Origin of the sequence: Aquimarina muelleri DSM 19832 (assembly GCF_000430665.1) — a bacterium.
GTDB lineage: Bacteria > Bacteroidota > Bacteroidia > Flavobacteriales > Flavobacteriaceae > Aquimarina > Aquimarina muelleri.
The window spans coordinates 63758-83505 of record NZ_AUML01000005.1; the positions used below are offsets into that span (position 1 = coordinate 63758).

15 protein-coding genes are annotated in these 19748 nt (G+C 33.4%); 9 read left to right on the top strand and 6 right to left on the bottom strand.

What is annotated here, in order from left to right; genetic code table 11:
• Nucleotides 1-5 precede the first annotated feature (5 nt).
• The 5 genes from H527_RS0104465 to H527_RS0104485 all read left to right on the top strand — a co-directional run bounded on the left by H527_RS0104465 (nucleotide 6) and on the right by H527_RS0104485 (nucleotide 6048).
• Nucleotides 6-1628: a DUF1501 domain-containing protein gene (locus H527_RS0104465; RefSeq protein ID WP_027411592.1), complete on the top strand. Its 1623-nt coding sequence runs from the start codon at nucleotides 6-8 to the stop codon at nucleotides 1626-1628.
• A gap of 295 nt (nucleotides 1629-1923) precedes the next feature.
• Complete coding sequence (gene metG, locus H527_RS0104470) at nucleotides 1924-3990, top strand: methionine--tRNA ligase (RefSeq protein ID WP_027411593.1); 2067 nt, start codon at nucleotides 1924-1926, stop codon at nucleotides 3988-3990.
• A 236-nt stretch (nucleotides 3991-4226) separates the two neighbouring features.
• Entirely contained in the window at nucleotides 4227-5129 is a 903-nt protein-coding gene (locus H527_RS0104475; RefSeq protein ID WP_027411594.1) for a histone deacetylase family protein, read from the top strand.
• Between the two features lie 49 nt (nucleotides 5130-5178).
• Nucleotides 5179-5691: a DUF6265 family protein gene (locus H527_RS0104480; RefSeq protein WP_027411595.1), complete on the top strand. Its 513-nt coding sequence runs from the start codon at nucleotides 5179-5181 to the stop codon at nucleotides 5689-5691.
• A gap of 6 nt (nucleotides 5692-5697) precedes the next feature.
• Nucleotides 5698-6048 carry a DUF2116 family Zn-ribbon domain-containing protein gene (locus H527_RS0104485; RefSeq protein WP_027411596.1) on the top strand — a complete coding sequence of 117 codons (351 nt, stop codon included), beginning with the start codon at nucleotides 5698-5700 and terminating at the stop codon, nucleotides 6046-6048.
• 57 nt (nucleotides 6049-6105) lie between these two features.
• Here H527_RS0104485 and H527_RS0104490 read toward each other — a convergent pair whose 3' ends face one another.
• Nucleotides 6106-6576, bottom strand: coding sequence for a CBS domain-containing protein (locus H527_RS0104490; RefSeq protein WP_027411597.1), 471 nt, complete (start codon nucleotides 6574-6576; stop codon nucleotides 6106-6108).
• Between the two features lie 212 nt (nucleotides 6577-6788).
• Between H527_RS0104490 and H527_RS0104495 the strand changes: the two genes are divergently transcribed.
• Nucleotides 6789-9161 carry a M28 family peptidase gene (locus tag H527_RS0104495; protein WP_027411598.1) on the top strand — a complete coding sequence of 791 codons (2373 nt, stop codon included), beginning with the start codon at nucleotides 6789-6791 and terminating at the stop codon, nucleotides 9159-9161.
• 347 nt (nucleotides 9162-9508) lie between these two features.
• Here H527_RS0104495 and H527_RS0104500 read toward each other — a convergent pair whose 3' ends face one another.
• From H527_RS0104500 to H527_RS0104510, 3 genes are read right to left on the bottom strand one after another with little or no spacing between them, the layout of a single operon-like run.
• Nucleotides 9509-10255 (bottom strand): succinate dehydrogenase/fumarate reductase iron-sulfur subunit, encoded by a 747-nt coding sequence (locus tag H527_RS0104500; protein ID WP_027411599.1) that lies wholly within the window; start codon nucleotides 10253-10255, stop codon nucleotides 9509-9511.
• Between the two features lie 5 nt (nucleotides 10256-10260).
• On the bottom strand, nucleotides 10261-12276 hold the full coding sequence (locus H527_RS0104505; protein ID WP_027411600.1) for a fumarate reductase/succinate dehydrogenase flavoprotein subunit: 2016 nt from the start codon (nucleotides 12274-12276) through the stop codon (nucleotides 10261-10263).
• Between the two features lie 13 nt (nucleotides 12277-12289).
• Nucleotides 12290-12949 carry a succinate dehydrogenase cytochrome b subunit gene (locus tag H527_RS0104510; RefSeq protein WP_027411601.1) on the bottom strand — a complete coding sequence of 220 codons (660 nt, stop codon included), beginning with the start codon at nucleotides 12947-12949 and terminating at the stop codon, nucleotides 12290-12292.
• 208 nt (nucleotides 12950-13157) lie between these two features.
• On the opposite strand from H527_RS0104510, the gene H527_RS0104515 reads away from it, so the two are divergent.
• On the top strand, nucleotides 13158-14303 hold the full coding sequence (locus tag H527_RS0104515) for a methionine aminotransferase (protein WP_027411602.1): 1146 nt from the start codon (nucleotides 13158-13160) through the stop codon (nucleotides 14301-14303).
• Between the two features lie 95 nt (nucleotides 14304-14398).
• Here H527_RS0104515 and dinB read toward each other — a convergent pair whose 3' ends face one another.
• Nucleotides 14399-15517 (bottom strand): DNA polymerase IV, encoded by a 1119-nt coding sequence (gene dinB / locus H527_RS0104520; protein ID WP_051316630.1) that lies wholly within the window; start codon nucleotides 15515-15517, stop codon nucleotides 14399-14401.
• Between the two features lie 103 nt (nucleotides 15518-15620).
• Here dinB and H527_RS0104525 point away from each other — a divergent pair, with 103 nt between their 5' ends.
• Together H527_RS0104525 and H527_RS0104530 are read left to right on the top strand one after the other, a co-directional pair.
• Nucleotides 15621-16286 carry an NAD(P)H-binding protein gene (locus H527_RS0104525; protein WP_027411604.1) on the top strand — a complete coding sequence of 222 codons (666 nt, stop codon included), beginning with the start codon at nucleotides 15621-15623 and terminating at the stop codon, nucleotides 16284-16286.
• A 30-nt stretch (nucleotides 16287-16316) separates the two neighbouring features.
• Nucleotides 16317-16784: a CYTH domain-containing protein gene (locus tag H527_RS0104530; RefSeq protein WP_027411605.1), complete on the top strand. Its 468-nt coding sequence runs from the start codon at nucleotides 16317-16319 to the stop codon at nucleotides 16782-16784.
• Nucleotides 16785-17236: 452 nt separating this feature from the next.
• On the opposite strand, the gene H527_RS23025 is transcribed toward H527_RS0104530, so the two are convergent.
• On the bottom strand, nucleotides 17237-19546 hold the full coding sequence (locus H527_RS23025) for a GEVED domain-containing protein (protein WP_027411606.1): 2310 nt from the start codon (nucleotides 19544-19546) through the stop codon (nucleotides 17237-17239).
• Nucleotides 19547-19748: the final 202 nt, after the last annotated feature.

Genomic DNA, 19748 nt, shown 5'->3' on the forward strand with positions numbered 1-19748 from the left:
ATCCAATGTCCGATACTAATAAACCCTATACTATACAATCCAACAAAAAAGGTTCTTGTAATACCGAGGATCATGTAAAATGGAATCGAAGATCTTTTCTACAAGCATTAGGTCTAGTAGGAGGAGGCACCATGATGCTTGCAAATACACCCCTCTCTGTTTCAAGACCATCACCCCTATCCATAGCACTTAGTCAAGCCGAAAATGATAACATATTAATTCTTTGCAGGTTAAGTGGTGGAAATGATGGTTTTAATACGATAATCCCAGTATACGATTACGATATTTATGCCAATGCAAGACCTTTGATAAAAATACCTCCAAGCGAGTTTATTTCTCTTAGTGATGAGTATGCAATGCCTAAACCAATGAATAAACTCGAAAGTGTTTGGGGAGATGGACAAATGAAAATTGTACATGGCGTTGGATATGAAGACTCCTCATTATCTCACTTTAAAGGATCAGATATCTATGCTAATACTAATCTGGTAGAAGAAGACAGAACTGGTTTTATGGGAAGATATTTTCAGGATATTTATCCAGATTATGTTTTTAATCCCCCTGCTAGTCCTCCGTCCATACAGATAGGAAGTATTGGAAACCTGATTTTTAAAGGACCAGAAAATGATTTTTCTTTTGCTGTTTCCGATCCTAAAAGATTATTACAAATTGCACAAAACGGAACTTCTTATAACACTGAAGGTCTTGGAGAGTGCACCTATAATGACAAAGTAAGACACCTAAGAGAAGTTACCAATACCACATTTACCTATGCAGATGTAATTAGTGCAGCTTATGATAAATCCGGACCAACAGATTTTGCAGGGTATCTAGATGATAGTCTGGGTAGACAACTAAGTATTATCTCCAGATTAATTAAAGGAGGGCTAGGAACAAAAGTATATCTAGTAACTTTAGGAGGATTTGATACACATAATAACCAAACACAAAGACATCAGGAATTACTTAACTCTTTCTCTGAAGCAATAAGTACTTTTTATAAAGATCTTACTGCTGCAGGTTGGGATGACAAAGTACTTACTATGACTATGTCTGAATTTGGCAGAAGATTTAAAGAAAATGGATCTTTAGGAACCGATCACGGTACTGCCGCACCAACTATGTTTTTTGGAACCGCACTTAATGGCAACGGTTTTGTTGGAGAACATCCAGACTTATCTAACTTAACTAGGGGCGGTAACGTATTTAACACTACCGATTTTAGACAAGTATATGCAACTGTTATGAAAGAATGGTTATGTGTTGATGAAACTACAGTCGGTAAAGTATTATTAGGAGGGTCTTATGAATCTTTAGATCTGGGCTTTAATTGTTCTGGCACAAACCCTAACATCCCAACTGATGGAGATGGAATTACACATATTGTTACCTATAGCGATAACCAAACGTATATAAATATTGCAACTCCAGAGACTACACATATGGATATTGCTTTATATAATGTGATAGGACAAAAAGTAGCTACTTTACGAAATGAAGTTGTAATGGAAGGAGAGCTTATTATCGATGTAAAACAATCTGCGAATACGCGATTAAGTACAGGCCCATATATATATAGAATCGAAACCAATAAAGGCAACTATAGTAGGTCTATTTTGATTTCTTAATGTATAAAATTAGCACCCTTAAAGCATGCTATAGTATATACATTTACTAAAACACATATTGTCTTCGAGGCAAGTCTCATAGAATTAAACTCCACAATGTGGATTAAAAATAAAAAGACAAATCTTATTAATAGATACTCCTTGAAAAAAGTGATTTTTTTCAAGGAGTATTAAGATCTATTTTATAGTGTTTATTACAAAATAGAGAACGTAAGATTAATACACAAAAGTCTTGTCTCTGGGTTCTGATAGTCTGAATTCTTATTATTACCTTTGTGCCTTATTTTTTAGCATTATGAGCACAAAGGGAAGATACACTATTACAGCAGCTTTACCATATACAAATGGTCCAATTCATATAGGTCATTTAGCAGGGGTTTATGTCCCCGCAGATATTTATTCTCGATATTTAAGAATGACGGGCAATGATGTTGCTTTTATATGTGGTAGTGATGAGCATGGTGCTGCAATCCCAATGCGTGCAAAAAAAGAAGGAGTTTCGCCACAGGTAATTATCGATAAATACCACTCTATAATCAAAAAATCTTTTCAAGATTTCGGAATATCTTTTGATAATTATTCAAGAACCTCTGCTCCTATTCATCATGAAACCGCTTCCGAATTTTTTAAGAAATTATATGAAGATGGTAAATTTATCGAAGAAACTTCAGAACAACTATATGATCCAGAAGCAGAGCAATTTCTTGCAGATCGATTTGTAACTGGCACCTGTCCAAAATGTGGTCATGAAGAAGCATATGGAGATCAGTGCGAAAAATGTGGAAGCTCGCTTAATGCAACCGATCTGATTAACCCAAAATCAACCATTTCTGGAGCAAAACCAATACTAAAAGAAACAAAACACTGGTTTTTACCTCTGGATCAGTATGAAGATTTTTTAAAAGAATGGGTACTAGTAGGACATAAAAAAGATTGGAAAACCAATGTATACGGACAAATAAAATCCTGGATCGATGATGGGCTTCGTCCTCGTGCCGTAACCCGTGATTTAGATTGGGGGATTCCTGTGCCAGTAGATGGTGCAGAAGGTAAGGTACTATATGTTTGGTTTGATGCACCTATAGGATACATCTCCTCTACCAAAGAATGGGCAGCCAGAGAAGGAAAAGACTGGGAGCCATACTGGAAAGATAAAGACACCAAATTGGTGCATTTTATTGGTAAAGACAATATTGTTTTTCACTGTATTATTTTTCCTAGTATGTTAAAAGCAGAAGGTAGTTACATATTACCAGAAAATGTACCTGCTAACGAATTCTTAAATTTAGAAGGCAATAAATTATCTACCTCCAAAAACTGGGCGGTATGGTTACACGAATACTTAGAAGAATTTCCTAACCAACAAGATGTTTTGCGTTATGCATTAACGGCAAATGCTCCTGAAACTAAAGACAATGATTTTACTTGGAAAGACTTTCAAGCAAGAAACAATAATGAACTAGTTGCTATATTTGGTAACTTTATTAATCGCGTAGTAGTTTTAACTAATAAATACTACGATGGTATTGTACCAACTCCAGACGCTTTATCTGAAGTAGATTTACAAACATTAGCCGAACTTAAAGCATATCCTGCAGTAATTTCAAGTTCTATAGAAAGATACCGATTTAGAGAAGCAAGTCAAGAGTTACTAAATGTTGCTCGATTAGGAAATAAATACCTAGCAGATGCAGAGCCTTGGAAATTAATTAAAACCGATGAAGAGCGTACTAAAACCATAATGTATATTGCATTGCAAATCGCATCGGCATTAGCAACTTTATCAGAACCTTTTTTACCGTTTACCAGTAATAAATTAAAATCTATTCTCTCCCATTCTAATCTTGACGTAGAATCTACATGGAATGACATTGTAATAAAAGAAGTCCTATTACCAGCAGGACATAAAATCGAAAAAGGCGAATTATTATTCTCTAAAATAGAAGATACCGAAATACAAACACAACTAGATAAATTGGAAGCTACTAAAAAAGCCAACGAAGCCGAAAACAAAACCATAGAGCCACAAAAAGACACTACCTCTTTTGAAGATTTTTCTAAAATGGATATCCGAATAGGAACTATCATAGAAGCTGAAAAAATGCCTAAAGCAAAAAAGTTATTAGTACTTAAGGTAGATACGGGAATTAATGTTAGAACCATCGTTTCTGGTATTGCAGAACATTTTTCTCCAGAAGAAGTTGTAGGTAAAAAAGTAACAGTATTAGTCAATCTAGCTCCAAGAGCATTACGAGGCGTAGAAAGCGAAGGTATGATCTTGATGACCGAAACTCCAGAAGGTAAATTGGTATTCTTAAATCCAGATGAGAATGGGGTTAATCCTGGTGCTGTAGTGAGTTAAATAATAAATTTCTAATTTCAATATAGATATCTCAACATATAAAGTAAAAGATCAATATAATATCGTATTGAAGAGAACAACAGAGATTTCTTAAGAAGAAAGTTTCGCCCTAGGGTTTGGTGGCGGCTTTATCACAGGTATATTTTAATCCTGTTTTTTATACAATAATAGCACCTATTACAGTTATTATGATAAAAAAGGAACTCTATCTATTATATCGTTTTAAAGAGTAAGACATGCTCAAAATAGCATACCATCCAATCTATACACATCCTTTACCAGAAAAGCATCGTTTTCCGATGCTTAAGTACGAACTATTACCAAAACAATTACTGCATGAAGGTACTTGTATAGAAGAAAACTTTTTTAAACCTAAAATCCCGGACGCTGCTCCTATTTTGGCAGTACATACAGAATCCTACTACAAAAGTCTTTTAAATCTATCTTTAGACCCAAAAGCGGCCAGAAAAATAGGATTTCCATTATCTAAAGAACTCATTGATCGAGAAGTTATTATTGCAGATGGTACTATAAAAGCCTCAAAATATGCTCTAAAACATGGGATTGCCATGAATATTGCCGGAGGCACACATCATGCATATACGAATCATGGAGAAGCATTTTGCCTGTTAAACGATCAGGCAATAGGAGCTCGCTACCTTTTACAGAGGGATCTAGCAAAAAAAATATTAATTGTAGATCTGGATGTACACCAAGGTAATGGTACTGCCGAAATTTTTGAAAAGGAAGGCAATGTGTTTACTTTTTCAATGCATGGAGCAAATAATTACCCTTTTAAGAAAGAAATATCGGATCTGGATATTGCATTACCCAACCAAACCGAAAATCAGGAATACTTAACTATTCTAAAAGAAACACTACCAAAACTTACACAAGATCAAAAACCAGATTTTATCTATTATTTATCTGGTGTAGATATTCTTGCTACAGATAAACTAGGAAAATTAGCTTGTACAATTGATGGCTGTGCAGAACGAGATAGATTTGTACTACAAACCTGTAAGGATCTTAATATTCCTGTTATGTGCTCAATGGGCGGAGGGTATTCTCCTGATATAAAAACTATTATTGAAGCACATGCTAATACTTTTAGAATTGCACAGAATATTTTCTTTTAATATCTAGCAGCAGCATAATTTGTATCTTGCTTACTTTAATCCCATAGGAATGAAACAAAAATCTATAATTATATGTATAGTACTAGGAGCTATATGTAGCTCTTTTGCACAGAGTACTGAGTCTAATGTTTTAAAGTTTACAGACGATATGATTTCTCCTAATGCTACTTTAGAAGATCTTTCTTGGATTAGTGGATACTGGCGTGGGGAAGCTTTTGGAGGAATAACCGAAGAAATTTGGAGTGATCCTTTGGGTAATTCTATGATGTTTTCATTTAAATTGGTAGTAAACGATACCGTTAAATTTTATGAACTTGGAGGAATAACACAAATCGACTCTACTTTATTGATGCAATTAAAGCACTTTAATGGTGATTTTAAAGGATGGGAAAAAAAGGAAGAAACCGTAGATTTTAAACTTGTAAAAGTAGAAAAAGATAAAGTTTACTTTGATGAGCTTACCTTCGAAAGAATTAGTGATTCTGAAATCAATGTTTATTTAGTTATCGATGATAAAGATGGATCTAGTGAAGAAGTTCAATTTAATTACAAAAAGCAATAATTTAGTATGCAAAAAGATTGTCCTGTTTGTGGAGATAAAATTATAGGAAGAGCCGATAAAAAATTTTGTAGTGATTATTGCCGTAATGCATATAATAATCAACTTAATAAGGATAGCAAAAACCTGATTCGTAATATTAATAATCTATTACGTAAAAACTATCGGATTCTAGAAGAGCTAAATCCAAATGATAAAACCAAAATAACGAAGTCGAAACTAATCACAAAAGGATTTGATTTTCAGTATTTTACCAGCATTTACACTACAAAAACAGGAAACATTTATTATTTTGTTTATGATCAAGGCTACTTACCTCTCGAAAATGAGTTTTACGCCTTAGTAAAAAGAAATAGCTAGCAAAAAAAGTAATATACTTTTTTTGCTAGCTATTTCTTTTACCAAATCTATTTTAAGCTATCTATCCCACCAGTTTTGTCCATCCATCTCTAATGCAGCTTTCATAATATCTCTCTGACTAATTTGGCCTATTAATTTACCATCTTCCAAAATTGGAAAACGCCTTCTTTTTGTTTGTAAAAACTTGTTTACAGCATCAAAAATATTTAAATTACCATCTATAGTTTCTACATCTTTCACCATAAAATTTTCAACTCTAGCATCTTCTATAGGCATATTATAATACCTACTTTCATTTAATTGTTTTATACAGTCTCCTTCAGAAATAATACCCAATAATCGATTGTTTACATCCACTACTGGTCCTCCTGATATTTTATGTTTTATCAAAGTTTCAATAACTTCCATCACAGACTGATCTGGACCAAATGTTATCAAGCCCTTTGTCATGTAATCTGAAACTTTTATCTGTGTCTCGTCTAGCTTCTTTGTTTTAGAACGAGCGCCTTGAAAACTAATGATTCCCATATGTTTTATGATTTAGTGAATCTTAAATATAGTGATTTACAATGATTTACACAATAAATCTATAGCTTGGCTATAACTAAAACCATATTTTCATATCTTTATACTTGTCATTTTTAATGGTCAGAAAAAAGTAATTCATTATTATTATGGTAGTATTTATTAAATATTTGTAGCTTATTTCTTACCTTTAACCTAAATCTCACTACAGAAATATGCGAAAGTTCCCCTCTTTACTTACATTTCTTCTCCTTATTGTCATTTTAGCGTATACTTTTTACAGTAGTAAACCGCAACGAATTACAGATCTTGAAACATCTAAACAAGAGTTTTCTACTCTTCGCGCTTTAGAACATGTAAAAAATATATCTAAGAGTTGTCACTATTTAGGAAGTGAGTCTCATGAAGATGTTAAGTCATATATCGTAGAAGAGTTAATAAAAATAGGATTGCAGCCTTTAGTTCAAAAAGGAGTTTCTATTTCTAACAATGGTATAATAAGCAATCCACAAAATATTATTGCAAAAATTAAAGGAAGCAATACTACAAAATCACTATTATTAATGTCTCATTATGATAGTTCGCCTCACTCATCTTATGGCGCAAGTGATGCAGGTAGCGGTGTAGCAACAATTCTGGAAGGAATAAGAGCGTATGTTGCCACAAATAAAGTACCCAAAAATGATATTATAATATGCATTACAGATGGAGAAGAATTAGGGCTTAACGGAGCGGATTACTTTATAAAAAAACATCCATGGGCTAAAAATATTGGGCTCGCACTTAATTTTGAAGCTAGAGGGAGCGGAGGAGATTCATACATGTTAATAGAAACCAATGGAAAGAATGAAAAAATGATCGATGAGTTTTCTAAAGCTGGTGTACAATACCCTGTAACAAATTCTTTAGCATATAGCATATACAAAATGCTACCTAATGATACCGATCTTACTGTATTAAGAGAACAGGGTAATATCGATGGGTTCAACTTTGCATTTATAGATGACCATTTTGATTATCATACCGCAAATGATACGTGGCAAAATTTGGATTTAAACACGCTACAACATCAAGGCAGTTATCTAATACCTCTATTATCTTATTTTTCTGAAACAGATTTAACCAATCTTAAATCAGACCAAGATTATATTTATTTTAACACTCCTATTTTTAACCTTATAAAATATCCATTTAGTTGGATATTTAGCTTGTTAATTTTATCCGTTATTTTATTTATAGGATTAATCTTTTATGGTAAATTTTCTTATAGAATCGATTTTAAAGAAGTTATAAAAGGTTTTGGTCTATTTTTACTATGTATTATTCTTGCAGGAATTTTAACTTTTTGCGCATGGCAATTGCTTACTATCATTTACCCTCAATATAGTGAAATTCAACATGGTTTTACATATAACGGCTATCACTATATTATTGTTTTTATACTACTATCAATTGCTATTTGCTTTAAAGTCTATGCCAAATTTAATAAAATTAAAAACCAAGCCAATTTATTAATAGCTCCATTATTTATATGGATTACTATCTGCTCTTTGGCAGCTTTATACTTAAAAGGAGCTAGCTATTTTATAATTATTGTATTTTTTGGTTTAATCTCCTTATTTGTCCTTATTCAACAAAAAAGACCCAATCCTTTTTTGATGGTTTTACTAGGAACTCCCTCCGTTTTTATTCTATCTCCTTTTATTGTTTCTTTTCCTGTTGCATTAGGTTTAAAAATTCTATTTGTTTCTTCTATTCTAACGGTTCTATTATTTGGTGCTTTACTTCCTGTATTTGGATTTTATAAACGAAAAAAATTAATTGGAAATCTTGCACTTCTTTTAAGTTTTGTTTTTCTTATTGTAGCACATACAAAGTCAGATTTTACAGAAGAAAGACAAAAGCCTAATAGCCTAGTATACATATTGGATACAGATCAAAATAAAGCAGTTTGGGCTACCTATGATCAAACTTTAGATTCTTGGAGTGAAAACTATATCAATCCAGAAGAAAATATCGCAGAAGCTTATAATGCAAACACTTTATACAGCAAGTATCGTAAATCATTTACATATACTAATCAAGCATCAGTTAAAAATATACCACAACCAAAACTAGAGGTTGGTAAAGATACTATTATTGGCAATCAAAGATATATAGATCTATGTATAGCTCCACAGCGAGATATAAACAGAATAGATGTTTATACGAAGACTTTATTTAATTTTGATTCTTTAAAAGCTAATGGAGAAACCACAAAAGATTTTAAGCATTCTAATACTAAAATCTATAATGCATTCTCTAAAAGATGGAGTCAAAACTTGCTCACTTATTATGTTACTAAAAACCAGCCTCTAGAATTACAAATGCAGTTTCATAAAGACTCTCTGCCTCAATTTATAGTATATGAATCCTCTTATGATTTGCTTAAAAACGAGCATTTTTCAATACCTGAAAGAGATAAAAATATGATGCCAAAACCATTTGTTCTTAATGATGCTATAATTATCAAAAAAAGTTTTGAGATAAAAGAGTACCTAGAGAAAAAAGTCGACACGTTGAACAATGAAATTACCGCAACACAATAAAATAAGTTTTAAAAGCCTCTAGAAATGAATCCTTCTATTAGAAATTGAAAAAATACTCTACTATCTCTTATACCATTTGTAGTTTGAGTTTACTGGAAAAGAAAATTAATATTTTTTTTGTTTCAGTGAAGAAGAAAAGCTTATGCTAGACTCGATCTGGTATTAAGCATAGCAGGGCTACGGTTTATTTTTATTCTGATACTGAGGCGGAAAAAACATTTTATTACGGTAAATTCAAATTATAAATGGTATTATTCATTAATATTATAACTACGTATTATGTTACCATAAAAAAATCCAAACCTTACTAAGATTTGGATTTTTTCATATTCAATAAAAAGATTTTTTTACCCTTTTAAACTTGCTTTTAAATACTCACGATTCATACGCGCAATATTTTCTAAAGAAATCCCTTTAGGGCATTCAATTTCGCAAGCGCCAGTATTGGTACAGTTACCAAAACCTTCTTCATCCATTTGATTTACCATTGCTAATACCCGATCTGTAGCTTCTATTTTACCTTGTGGTAAAAGAGCAAATTGAGATACTTTTGCAGAAGTAAATAACATTGCAGAAGCATTTTTACATGCTGCTACGCAGGCACCACATCCAATACAGGTAGCTGCTTCAAAAGCACTATCTGCATCATCTTTATTTACAGGTATTGCATTAGCATCAATAGTATTACCAGATGTATTTACCGAAATATACCCTCCTGCATGTTGTATTCTATCAAAAGAACTACGATCTACCATTAAATCCTTTATTACTGGAAATGCTTTTGCTCTAAATGGTTCGATATAAATAGTATCTCCGTCTTTAAACATACGCATATGTAATTGACAAGTCGTTACTAACCGATCTGGCCCATGAGGTTCTCCATTAATCTGTAATGAACAGGCACCGCAGATCCCTTCTCTACAATCGTGATCAAATACTACAGGATCTTCACCTTTGTTAATCAATTGCTCGTTTAACACGTCTAACATTTCTAAAAAAGACATGTCTCCTTCAATTCCTTTTACTTGATAGTCTACTATCTTTCCTTGTGACTTGGCATCACTCTGACGCCATATTTTTAGTGTAAGATTCATAGCTTTTATTTATAAGAACGTGTTTTTAATTCAATATTATCGAAGACTAAATCTTCTTTATGCAATTTAGCATCCTTTGGTTCTCCCATATACTCCCAAGCAGAAACATATTTAAAGTTTTCGTCGTCTCGCAATGCTTCTCCTTCTTGCTCACCAGACTGCTCTACAGATTCTTCTCTAAAGTGCCCTCCACAAGATTCTCTACGATCTAATGCATCTTTTGCAAACAACTCTCCTAATTCTAAGAAATCTGCTACTCTTCCTGCTTTTTCTAATTCAGGATTCATACTATTTGCTGTTCCTGGTACTTTTACATTTTTCCAGAAATCCTCACGTAAAACTGCAATTTCTTCGATTGCTTCTCTTAATCCTTTCTCATTACGAGACATCCCACATTTATTCCACATGATTTTACCTAATTTTTTATGGTAATAATCCACAGAATTCTCTCCAGATCCACTCATTAGCTTTGCTATACGATCTGTAACCTCTTTCTCTGCCTGATCAAATTCTGGTGTATCTGTAGGGATTTTTCCAGTACGAATATCATGAGATAAATAATCTCCTATTGTATATGGCAAAACAAAGTATCCATCTGCCAATCCTTGCATTAATGCAGATGCTCCTAATCTATTTGCACCGTGATCCGAAAAGTTTGCTTCTCCCGCCGCATAACAACCTGGGATTGTTGTTTGTAGATTATAATCCACCCAAAGACCTCCCATAGTATAATGAACTGCAGGATAAATCATCATTGGTGTTTTATATGGATTCTCATCTACAATTTTTTCATACATCTGAAAAAGGTTTCCATATTTATCTTCAATCACTTTTTCTCCTAATTCTCGAATCTGATCTGCTGTTGGATTGTGTATCCCAGAAGTTAAAGCCTTTTCTTTTCCGTAACGTTGTATCGCTGAAGCAAAATCTAAATATACTGCTTCCCCTGTTTTATTTACACCAAAACCAGCATCACATCTTTCTTTTGCTGCTCTGGATGCTACATCACGTGGCACTAAATTACCAAAAGCAGGATAACGACGCTCTAAGTAATAATCTCTTTCTTCTTCAGCTAATTGTGTTGGTTTTAATTTACCTGCACGTATTGCTTCTGAATCTTCAATTCTTTTAGGAACCCAAATACGGCCATCATTACGTAAAGACTCAGACATTAATGTTAGTTTAGACTGATGATCTCCTGATACTGGTATACAAGTTGGATGAATCTGCGTATAACAAGGGTTTGCAAAAAATGCTCCTCTACGATGCGCTCTCCATGCAGCCATAACATTACTTCCCATAGCATTGGTACTTAAAAAGAATACGTTACCATACCCTCCAGATGCTAATACCACCGCATGTGCTGAATGTCTTTCTATCTCTCCTGTAACTAAGTTACGTGCAATAATCCCTCTAGCTTTACCATCTACCTTTACCAAATCTAACATTTCGTGACGGTTAAATGCTTGTATCTTACCTCTATTTATCTGGCGATTCATGGCAGAATATGCTCCTAAAAGTAATTGTTGTCCTGTTTGTCCTTTAGCGTAGAATGTTCTGGATACCAAAACTCCTCCAAAAGAACGGTTATCTAATAAACCTCCATATTCACGAGCAAAAGGAACTCCTTGTGCTACACATTGATCTATAATATTACCAGAAACCTCAGCTAATCGATATACATTAGCCTCACGAGATCTATAATCCCCTCCTTTTACCGTATCGTAAAATAATCGGTAGCTAGAATCTCCATCTCCTTGATAATTTTTTGCCGCATTAATTCCTCCTTGTGCCGCTATAGAATGTGCACGACGAGGAGAATCTGAATAGCAAAATGTTTTTACGTTATATCCTAGCTCTGCTAAAGTTGCTGCAGCACTTCCGCCTGCTAAACCAGTACCTACAACGATAACATCAATATTACGTTTGTTTGCAGGGTTAACCAGGTTTATAGTGTTTTTATGTTTTGTCCACTTATCTGCCAGTGGACCTTCAGGTATTTTAGAATCTAAAATTGACATAATAGTGGTGTTTTTAATGAGTAAAATGAAGTACTAAAGAAACAATTATAAATCCTAATGGAATTATAATTGAAAATGCTTTAGCAAACTTGGTTGCCGCTATCGAATATTTGTTATTAAATCCAACAGACTGAAAAGACGATGCAAATCCATGCCATAAATGCAATGCTAAAAATACAAACGAAATAACATATATCCCTGTGCGTATAGGACTTTCGAATTTATGCAATAACTCAGGATAATATCGCATGGCGTCTTCTGGTGCAAACTCTACATATTTATGTACCATTTCTGGAATCCAAAAATCGTAAAAGTGCAGTCCTAAAAATGCAAGTACCACTAACCCAGAATAAATCATATTTCTGGACATCCAAGAGGCGTTAGCTCCTCCGTTATATTTTGCATAATTAACAGCTCTGGCATTTCTGTTCTTAATTTCTAACACAAACCCCATTACAAAATGAAAAACTACTCCAAAAATAAGTACAGGTTGTAATGCAAACTGAACTAATGGGTTAGTACCCATAAAGTGTGACAGTTCATTAAATATTTCTGCGCTAAAAATTGATGTTAAATTGATAGTAAAATGTTGTAATAAGAAAAACACTAAGAAAAGTCCCGATAGTGCCATGGCAACTTTTCTCGCTATTGAAGATTTTATCAATCCACCCATTATATAAAAATGTTTAGTTAATTGGAAAACAAAAATAGGGCTCACTAGTCTTTTAGCCAAGTTTTAAAGGGGGTTTATTCTGCTATTTATAATGAATATAAAAAAGAGAAAAAACTTTGTTTAGAGTTCCTTTCTAAATCATTCAAAATATAAAACTAACTTTAAACAAAAATTAAATTGTTTTAACAATTGTGTTAATTTTAAATATATGCAACCTATATCTTCTAAACTTCCAGAAGTTGGCACAACCATTTTTACTGTAATGAGCCAACTTTCTTCTAAACATAATGCTTTAAATTTATCTCAGGGGTTTCCTAATTTTGAGGCAAATCCAAAACTTATCGATCTAGTCTCAAAGGCAATGCACACAGGATACAATCAATATGCTCCCATGCCAGGGCTTATGTCTTTAAGAGAGATTATTGTTCAAAAAACCAATACTCTGTATGGAAGTAATTATCATCCTGAATCTGAAGTCACTGTAACTGCTGGTGCTACACAAGCAATATTTACTATTATTTCGGCTTTTATAAATCCAGGAGATGAAGTCCTTATTTTTAAACCAGCTTATGATTGTTATGAACCTTCTATACAGTTATTTGGCGGAACAGTCGTTCCTGTACAATTATCTGCGCCTAATTTTACTGTAGATTGGAAAGAAGTAGCTTCCAAAATTACCTCTAAAACTAAAATGGTGATCATAAACACCCCTCATAACCCTAGTGGAAGTATTTTATCTAAACAAGATATGCTTCAATTAGAAAAACTACTTAAAGGAACTAATATAATCTTGCTTAGTGACGAAGTATACGAGCATATTATTTTTGATGGTCAAAAACATCAAAGTGCAGCTTTATTTCCAGGATTAGCAGAACGTGCTTTTATTACCGCTTCTTTTGGAAAAACATTTCACACTACAGGTTGGAAAATGGGATATTGCCTGGCTCCAGCAGATTTAATGGCTGAGTTTAGGAAAGTACATCAGTTTAATGTCTTTTCATGTAGTCACCCAATGCAATATGCCCTAGCCGAATATTTAAAAACTCCTGAAAATTATCTTTCTTTGCCACAATTTTATCAAGAAAAAAGAGATTTATTTTTATCCTTACTTAAAGATTCTCGTTTTATTGTAACTCCTGCTTCTGGAACCTATTTTCAATTACTGGGGTATTCTGCTATTACACAAGAAAGTGATATTGCATTTGCCGAGAGATTAACTATAGAACACAAGATAGCTTCGATTCCTGTATCTGTTTTTAACCTTGACCAACAAGACGATAAGGTATTGCGATTTTGCTTTGCTAAAACAGAAGACACTTTAAAACAAGCTGCCGATATTTTGTGTGGGATTTGAAAGTTTTAGCAACGGTATTTCTGTAGGATGTGAGTCTTTGAGTATATTAATATTTGTTAAACCTTTTTTATTAGGCTGATGAAAATAAACTTCTTTCAAAAATCAAATCTAAGCTGGATAATCTCCACTTCTTCTTTTTTCTTTGTTTCTTTTTTTCCTGTATTTAGGTTAGAGAGAGAGATCCCTAGTAACCGCACAGAATCTTTCATCTTATCCTGATATAGTAATTCTTTTGCAGTTTCTAGCAAAATAGCTGCATCGTTTACAAAATAAGGTAATGTTTTACTTCGGGTTTGTAAGGTAAAATCGCTATATCGAATCTTTAGCGTTACTGTTCGTCCAGAAACTTTATTGTTTTTTAAACGTTTTTGAAGCTCTTCGGCAATGCTTTCTAGTCGTTCCAGCATATAAATCTCTGAGGCTATGTTTTCATTAAAAGTTCGCTCTGCTGCCAAAGATTTTCGTTCTCGATTAGGTTTTACTTCACTAAGATGAATACCTCGTACAATACGATAGTAATGCCCTCCAGATTTGCCAAAGTTTTGGATTAGAAATTCTTCAGATTTAGATTTTAAGTCTTTACCAGTGTAAATCCCCATTTGATACATTTTTGCTTGTGTAACTTTACCTACTCCATAGAATTTTTTAACATCCAATCCTTCCAAAAAATCAATTACCTCTTCTGGATTTACTGTTTTTTGCCCGTTAGGCTTATTATAATCACTGGCGACTTTTGCGACAAACTTATTAATAGATATCCCCGCAGAAGCTGTTAAACCAACTTCATCAAAAATACGTTGCCGTATTTCTTTAGCAATCAAGCTCGCGCTTGGGTTTCCTTTTTTATTCTCGGTAACATCCAAGTATGCTTCATCCAGAGACAACGGTTCTACTAAATCTGTAAACTCAAAAAATATTTTTCTAATTTGAGAGGAGATCTCTTTATATCGATCAAACCTAGGTCTAACAAAAATAAGATCCGGGCAAAGTTTTCTGGCTTTAAAACCTGGCATAGCAGATCGCACTCCAAACACACGAGCTTCATAACTAGCTGCGCTAACCACTCCTCGTTTCCCTCCTCCTCCTACTGCCAATGGTTTACCACGAAGATCTGGATCATCCATTTGCTCAACAGATGCATAAAATGCATCCATATCTACATGAATAATTTTTCTATTTGCCAATATCGCTTCCACATTACAAAAATAAGTCATATTGATGATTCAAATTATAATATATTTAGAGCATCTAATAATCATAAGTAATCTTTACAAATTTTTTTCACCTACACTAAAATGAATAAAAAATAATACAACCATGAAAACAGCTATTATACTTGGTGCAACAGGGGTAACAGGAGGGGTTTTATTACAAAAATTGCTTACAGATAGCCGATACGATATTATTAAGATTTTTTCTAGAAATAGTGTTGGCTTTTCCCATCCAAAAATACAAGAGTACCTTATAGATATGCTACAGTTAGAAAATTATAAGGCTAATTTTATGGGGGATCATGTATTTTGCTGTATCGGTACCACAAATACCAAAACTCCAGATAAAGATTTATATCGTAAAATAGATTACGGAATCCCTGTAACAGCTGCCAAACTTTGTAAAGAAAATAATATCTCTACATTTATTGTGATCTCTGCACTTGGTGCAAATACAAAAAGCACTATTTTTTATAATCGTATTAAAGAAGAAATGGAAGAAAGTGTTCTTGCTCTAGGAATTCTTAAAACTCATATCATGCAACCATCCCTTATTGGAGGAAAAAGAGAAGAAAAAAGAGCAGGTGAATATTTTTTTAAACAAGTCATGAAAATTATAAACCCTATTCTGATAGGTTCTTTAAAAAAATATCGTTCTATCTTTCCTGAGACAATAGCTGCTGCAATGATTTATATAGCAAATACTGACTTCGAAAAAACCCAAATCTTATCGGATGAGATAAAGGAAATAGCTAAGGAAAATAATTTTTAACCAAATTAGAGAAACAAATAATCATAAACTATGATTGAAATAGAACGTAAATTCCTAATCACTTCGGAAGAGTTTAAAAATGAAGCTAAAAAAAGTATTCGAATTGTACAAGGGTTTTTAAATACGGATCCAGAGCGAACTGTACGAATACGAATAAAGGGAGAACAAGGTTTTATAACCGTTAAAGGAAAAGGAAATGCCACTGGCGCATCCCGTTTTGAGTGGGAAAAAGAAATTAGTATTCCCGAAGCTGAACAACTTTTATCGTTATGCGAAAAAGGTAGTATTGAAAAGGTTCGCTACGAAATCCCTTTAGGAAATCATACGTTTGAAGTAGATGAGTTTTTTGGAGAAAACACAGGTTTGTTTGTTGCAGAAATTGAATTAAACGATGAAAATGAATCTTTTTTAAAACCAAATTGGTTAGGTAAAGAAATAACAGGAGAATCTAAATACTACAACTCTCAATTAAGTAAAAAACCTTATTTATCATGGTAAGTAAAAGCATCTGCATACTTTGTTTAGCAGCTATTCTTTACTACCAAAAACGACCTCAATAAAAAAACAACAGAGAACTAAATTCTACAGTTACTGCCGTAATTGATCAAAACGTTTCTGTAAAACAGATAAAAAGAAAAATTAATGAAAGATGGTTTTCAGGTTTTTGATTATATAGACGAAAAAAGTGGGAGCGCCATACTTATGCTACAATATTTTATCGATTAAAAAAAAGGTATGAATATGAAATTGTTCGCAAAACAAAAAAAGATGCAGATAGCCTAGCAAAATTAGCCCCTATGGTTAGATCAAAAAGGTTAATCCTAGAGAGACACATTCTTGGGGACAGTAAAAAGGTTCTCATTACGATACACTTTAATTAAAAAGAGTGGATATCTAGATATCCACTCTTTTTTAGTACTCTATAAACTACCCTAAATAACAGGTTGTTATTAACGTTTTACAAAACGTTTTGTATATTGATTTATTCCATCTGTAAACTTCAGAAAATAAATTCCTTGTTTTAGATTTCCTACATCTACCGTAGATTTCATTTTACCAGTAACGGTTATTACTGTTTTTCCTAGTAAATCTACTACGGAATAGGTTATGCTATCCGATTTTGTCTGAAATGATATATTTAGTACATCATTAACAGGATTAGGATATAGAGTAACCTTTATATTCTTATCCGAAGAGAATGGATTTTTTTCTTCAAGAAGAGAAGATCCTCCGATAACCACGGTATAATCCTCTACTTCTCCATAATTAAACGATCCACAAGCAGAAGGAAGGGAATTATATCTCATACTAACACGCATTCTTGTAGCTCCATTAGCAGCAGAGGATGGCACTGTAAAATTACCACTCACGCTAGTATTTTGAGTTGCTGATTGCGACCAAACCTGCTCTCCTGCATCTGTAAAATCTCCATCTTGATTGTAATCTATCCATACTCGATACGCTTCGTTATATTTTCTACCGGTCCAAGTAGGTGTAACCGTAATTGTATTTGAGGATCCTTTGGCTAGATTTGTTGTTACAGCCGTAAAATCGCTATATCCTCCGCTTCCTGCAGTAGAAGTTTTATCAATAGAACCTAGCTGAACTCTACTAATATACTCATCTGAGGTATTATTTCCATTAGCGGCACAATAGGTAACTCCTGCGGTAGTAGTAGTTACATTAACGGTATTACTAAATCCTGAAGTATTACCTGCTGCATCTTTAGCTTTTACTCTAAACTGATATGCTGTATTAGCAGTTAATCCAGTAATAGTAACAGAGGTTCCCGTTGCAAAAGTAATAATTGTATTACCTTGATATACATCATACCCTGTTACTCCTATATTATCTGTAGAGGTAGCCCATGATAAAGACAACGAAGTAGCTCCTACATTAGAAGCTCCCAATCCAGATGGCGTAGAAGGAGCTTGTGTATCTCCACTTCCATTGCCAGGGTTATATCCATTGACTACTTTAGTAGAACACCCTGGAGCAAGCCATTGACAAATATTTGGATAGGTTACTGATAAGCGTCCATACCAATCTCCTCTATCGTTACCACAAGCAGCATATCCGCCATGTAATTGTCCTATAATTCTTTTATTTTGATCAAAAAGAGCAGAACCAGAAGATCCTCCTTCAGTAGTACCGTCGTTCCAATCCGTAACTTGCCAATGTGTGGTTCCTGAACCTCCCAAATATCCAGAAATTGTAGAAGGATCATTATCAAATGATATTTTTTTAACATCTCCAGCTGGGTGGTGAATACCTGTAGTTTTTGTAGGAATATTTCCTGTAGCATCCCATCCAGAATAATATACATTATATGCTGAAGGTGGTGTAGAAGATAGTTTTAATAACGCATAATCCGAGCCTGAACCACTATCCATCATTTGAGAACCAGAGATAGACTGAGCTGTAGATCCATCAGAGTTATTGCTACACCCTGGAGACTCATAGTTAAAAACAAATACCCAATTGGTTACAGTTTGATTAACAGTACAATGATTTGCTGTCAAAAAATATGGAGTCCCGTTATTTGCTGCATTGTTTATTAAAGATCCTGAACACCATCTGGTTCCGTTTCCTAAAATTACTAATGCTACCGATCTAATTTGATCTCTCCATGGGTCTCCTTCTGCACAAACTACATTATTATTACAAGACCCTGAACTTCCAAAAGCTTTTGCCATACTCATTATACCTCTATAATCATGAGCAACTGTCGAGATATTTAAATCTGGTAATTGTTTTACCTGAGCAGGTTGGAAATATTCTACAATTATTTTATCTCCTTTTATAGGGGCTAAACCTAATCTATTTGAACTTTTATTATTTGCAGAGGTAAATGCTCCTCTAACATCAGATCTATCTTTATTGTAAACAAATAACTTACCACCTTCTGGAATTTTAAAACTAGAAAAAGTAAGATTAAGAGATAATGCTCCTGTAGATTCAATTTCTATCAGCCAATATCGATCTCCTTGTGCATTGGTATACCATTTCCCAGAGTTATCAGGGTTTAGGTTTGTATGATGTGGATATGCAAAACGCATTGGCACATCTTTACTTGACTCTAGTTGATCTTCTTTAAGTAGTTTTGCTATATCTAATTTTGGTAATTTTACTGTGGAAGTTAGACTAGATTTTGAAATATTTTCATTTGAGAATGAGGGTTCTCCTCCTTGGCCTATTTGAGAATAGACCCCTATGCTTGAACATATCGCTATGACAAGCAACAAAATTTGATTTTTCATTGGTTTTAAGATTTAATTTTGTGTACTACGTTAATTAGCCTTGAGTTAGTTTATAAAATACTGATTCTAAGATAATAAGATTACTGTTTAATATTTAACAATATTTTTATTTTAACATAATATTGCGATATTTTGTGTTTTTATTAACCTTGATGTTTTATATAAATTACCACTACTTATACTAGTCAATTATTGCACTAAA

Excerpts from the sequence above, each read along its gene's own strand:
- H527_RS0104465 (WP_027411592.1), top strand. The coding sequence starts at position 6 with ATGTCCGATACTAATAAACCCTATACTATACAATCCAACAAAAAAGGT.
- metG (WP_027411593.1), top strand. The coding sequence starts at position 1,924 with ATGAGCACAAAGGGAAGATACACTATTACAGCAGCTTTACCATATACA.
- H527_RS0104475 (WP_027411594.1), top strand. The coding sequence starts at position 4,227 with ATGCTCAAAATAGCATACCATCCAATCTATACACATCCTTTACCAGAA.
- H527_RS0104480 (WP_027411595.1), top strand. The coding sequence starts at position 5,179 with ATGAAACAAAAATCTATAATTATATGTATAGTACTAGGAGCTATATGT.
- H527_RS0104485 (WP_027411596.1), top strand. The coding sequence starts at position 5,698 with ATGCAAAAAGATTGTCCTGTTTGTGGAGATAAAATTATAGGAAGAGCC.
- H527_RS0104490 (WP_027411597.1), bottom strand. The coding sequence starts at position 6,576 with ATGGGAATCATTAGTTTTCAAGGCGCTCGTTCTAAAACAAAGAAGCTA.
- H527_RS0104495 (WP_027411598.1), top strand. The coding sequence starts at position 6,789 with ATGCGAAAGTTCCCCTCTTTACTTACATTTCTTCTCCTTATTGTCATT.
- H527_RS0104500 (WP_027411599.1), bottom strand. The coding sequence starts at position 10,255 with ATGAATCTTACACTAAAAATATGGCGTCAGAGTGATGCCAAGTCACAA.
- H527_RS0104505 (WP_027411600.1), bottom strand. The coding sequence starts at position 12,276 with ATGTCAATTTTAGATTCTAAAATACCTGAAGGTCCACTGGCAGATAAG.
- H527_RS0104510 (WP_027411601.1), bottom strand. The coding sequence starts at position 12,949 with ATGGGTGGATTGATAAAATCTTCAATAGCGAGAAAAGTTGCCATGGCA.
- H527_RS0104515 (WP_027411602.1), top strand. The coding sequence starts at position 13,158 with ATGCAACCTATATCTTCTAAACTTCCAGAAGTTGGCACAACCATTTTT.
- dinB (WP_051316630.1), bottom strand. The coding sequence starts at position 15,517 with ATGACTTATTTTTGTAATGTGGAAGCGATATTGGCAAATAGAAAAATT.
- H527_RS0104525 (WP_027411604.1), top strand. The coding sequence starts at position 15,621 with ATGAAAACAGCTATTATACTTGGTGCAACAGGGGTAACAGGAGGGGTT.
- H527_RS0104530 (WP_027411605.1), top strand. The coding sequence starts at position 16,317 with ATGATTGAAATAGAACGTAAATTCCTAATCACTTCGGAAGAGTTTAAA.
- H527_RS23025 (WP_027411606.1), bottom strand. The coding sequence starts at position 19,546 with ATGAAAAATCAAATTTTGTTGCTTGTCATAGCGATATGTTCAAGCATA.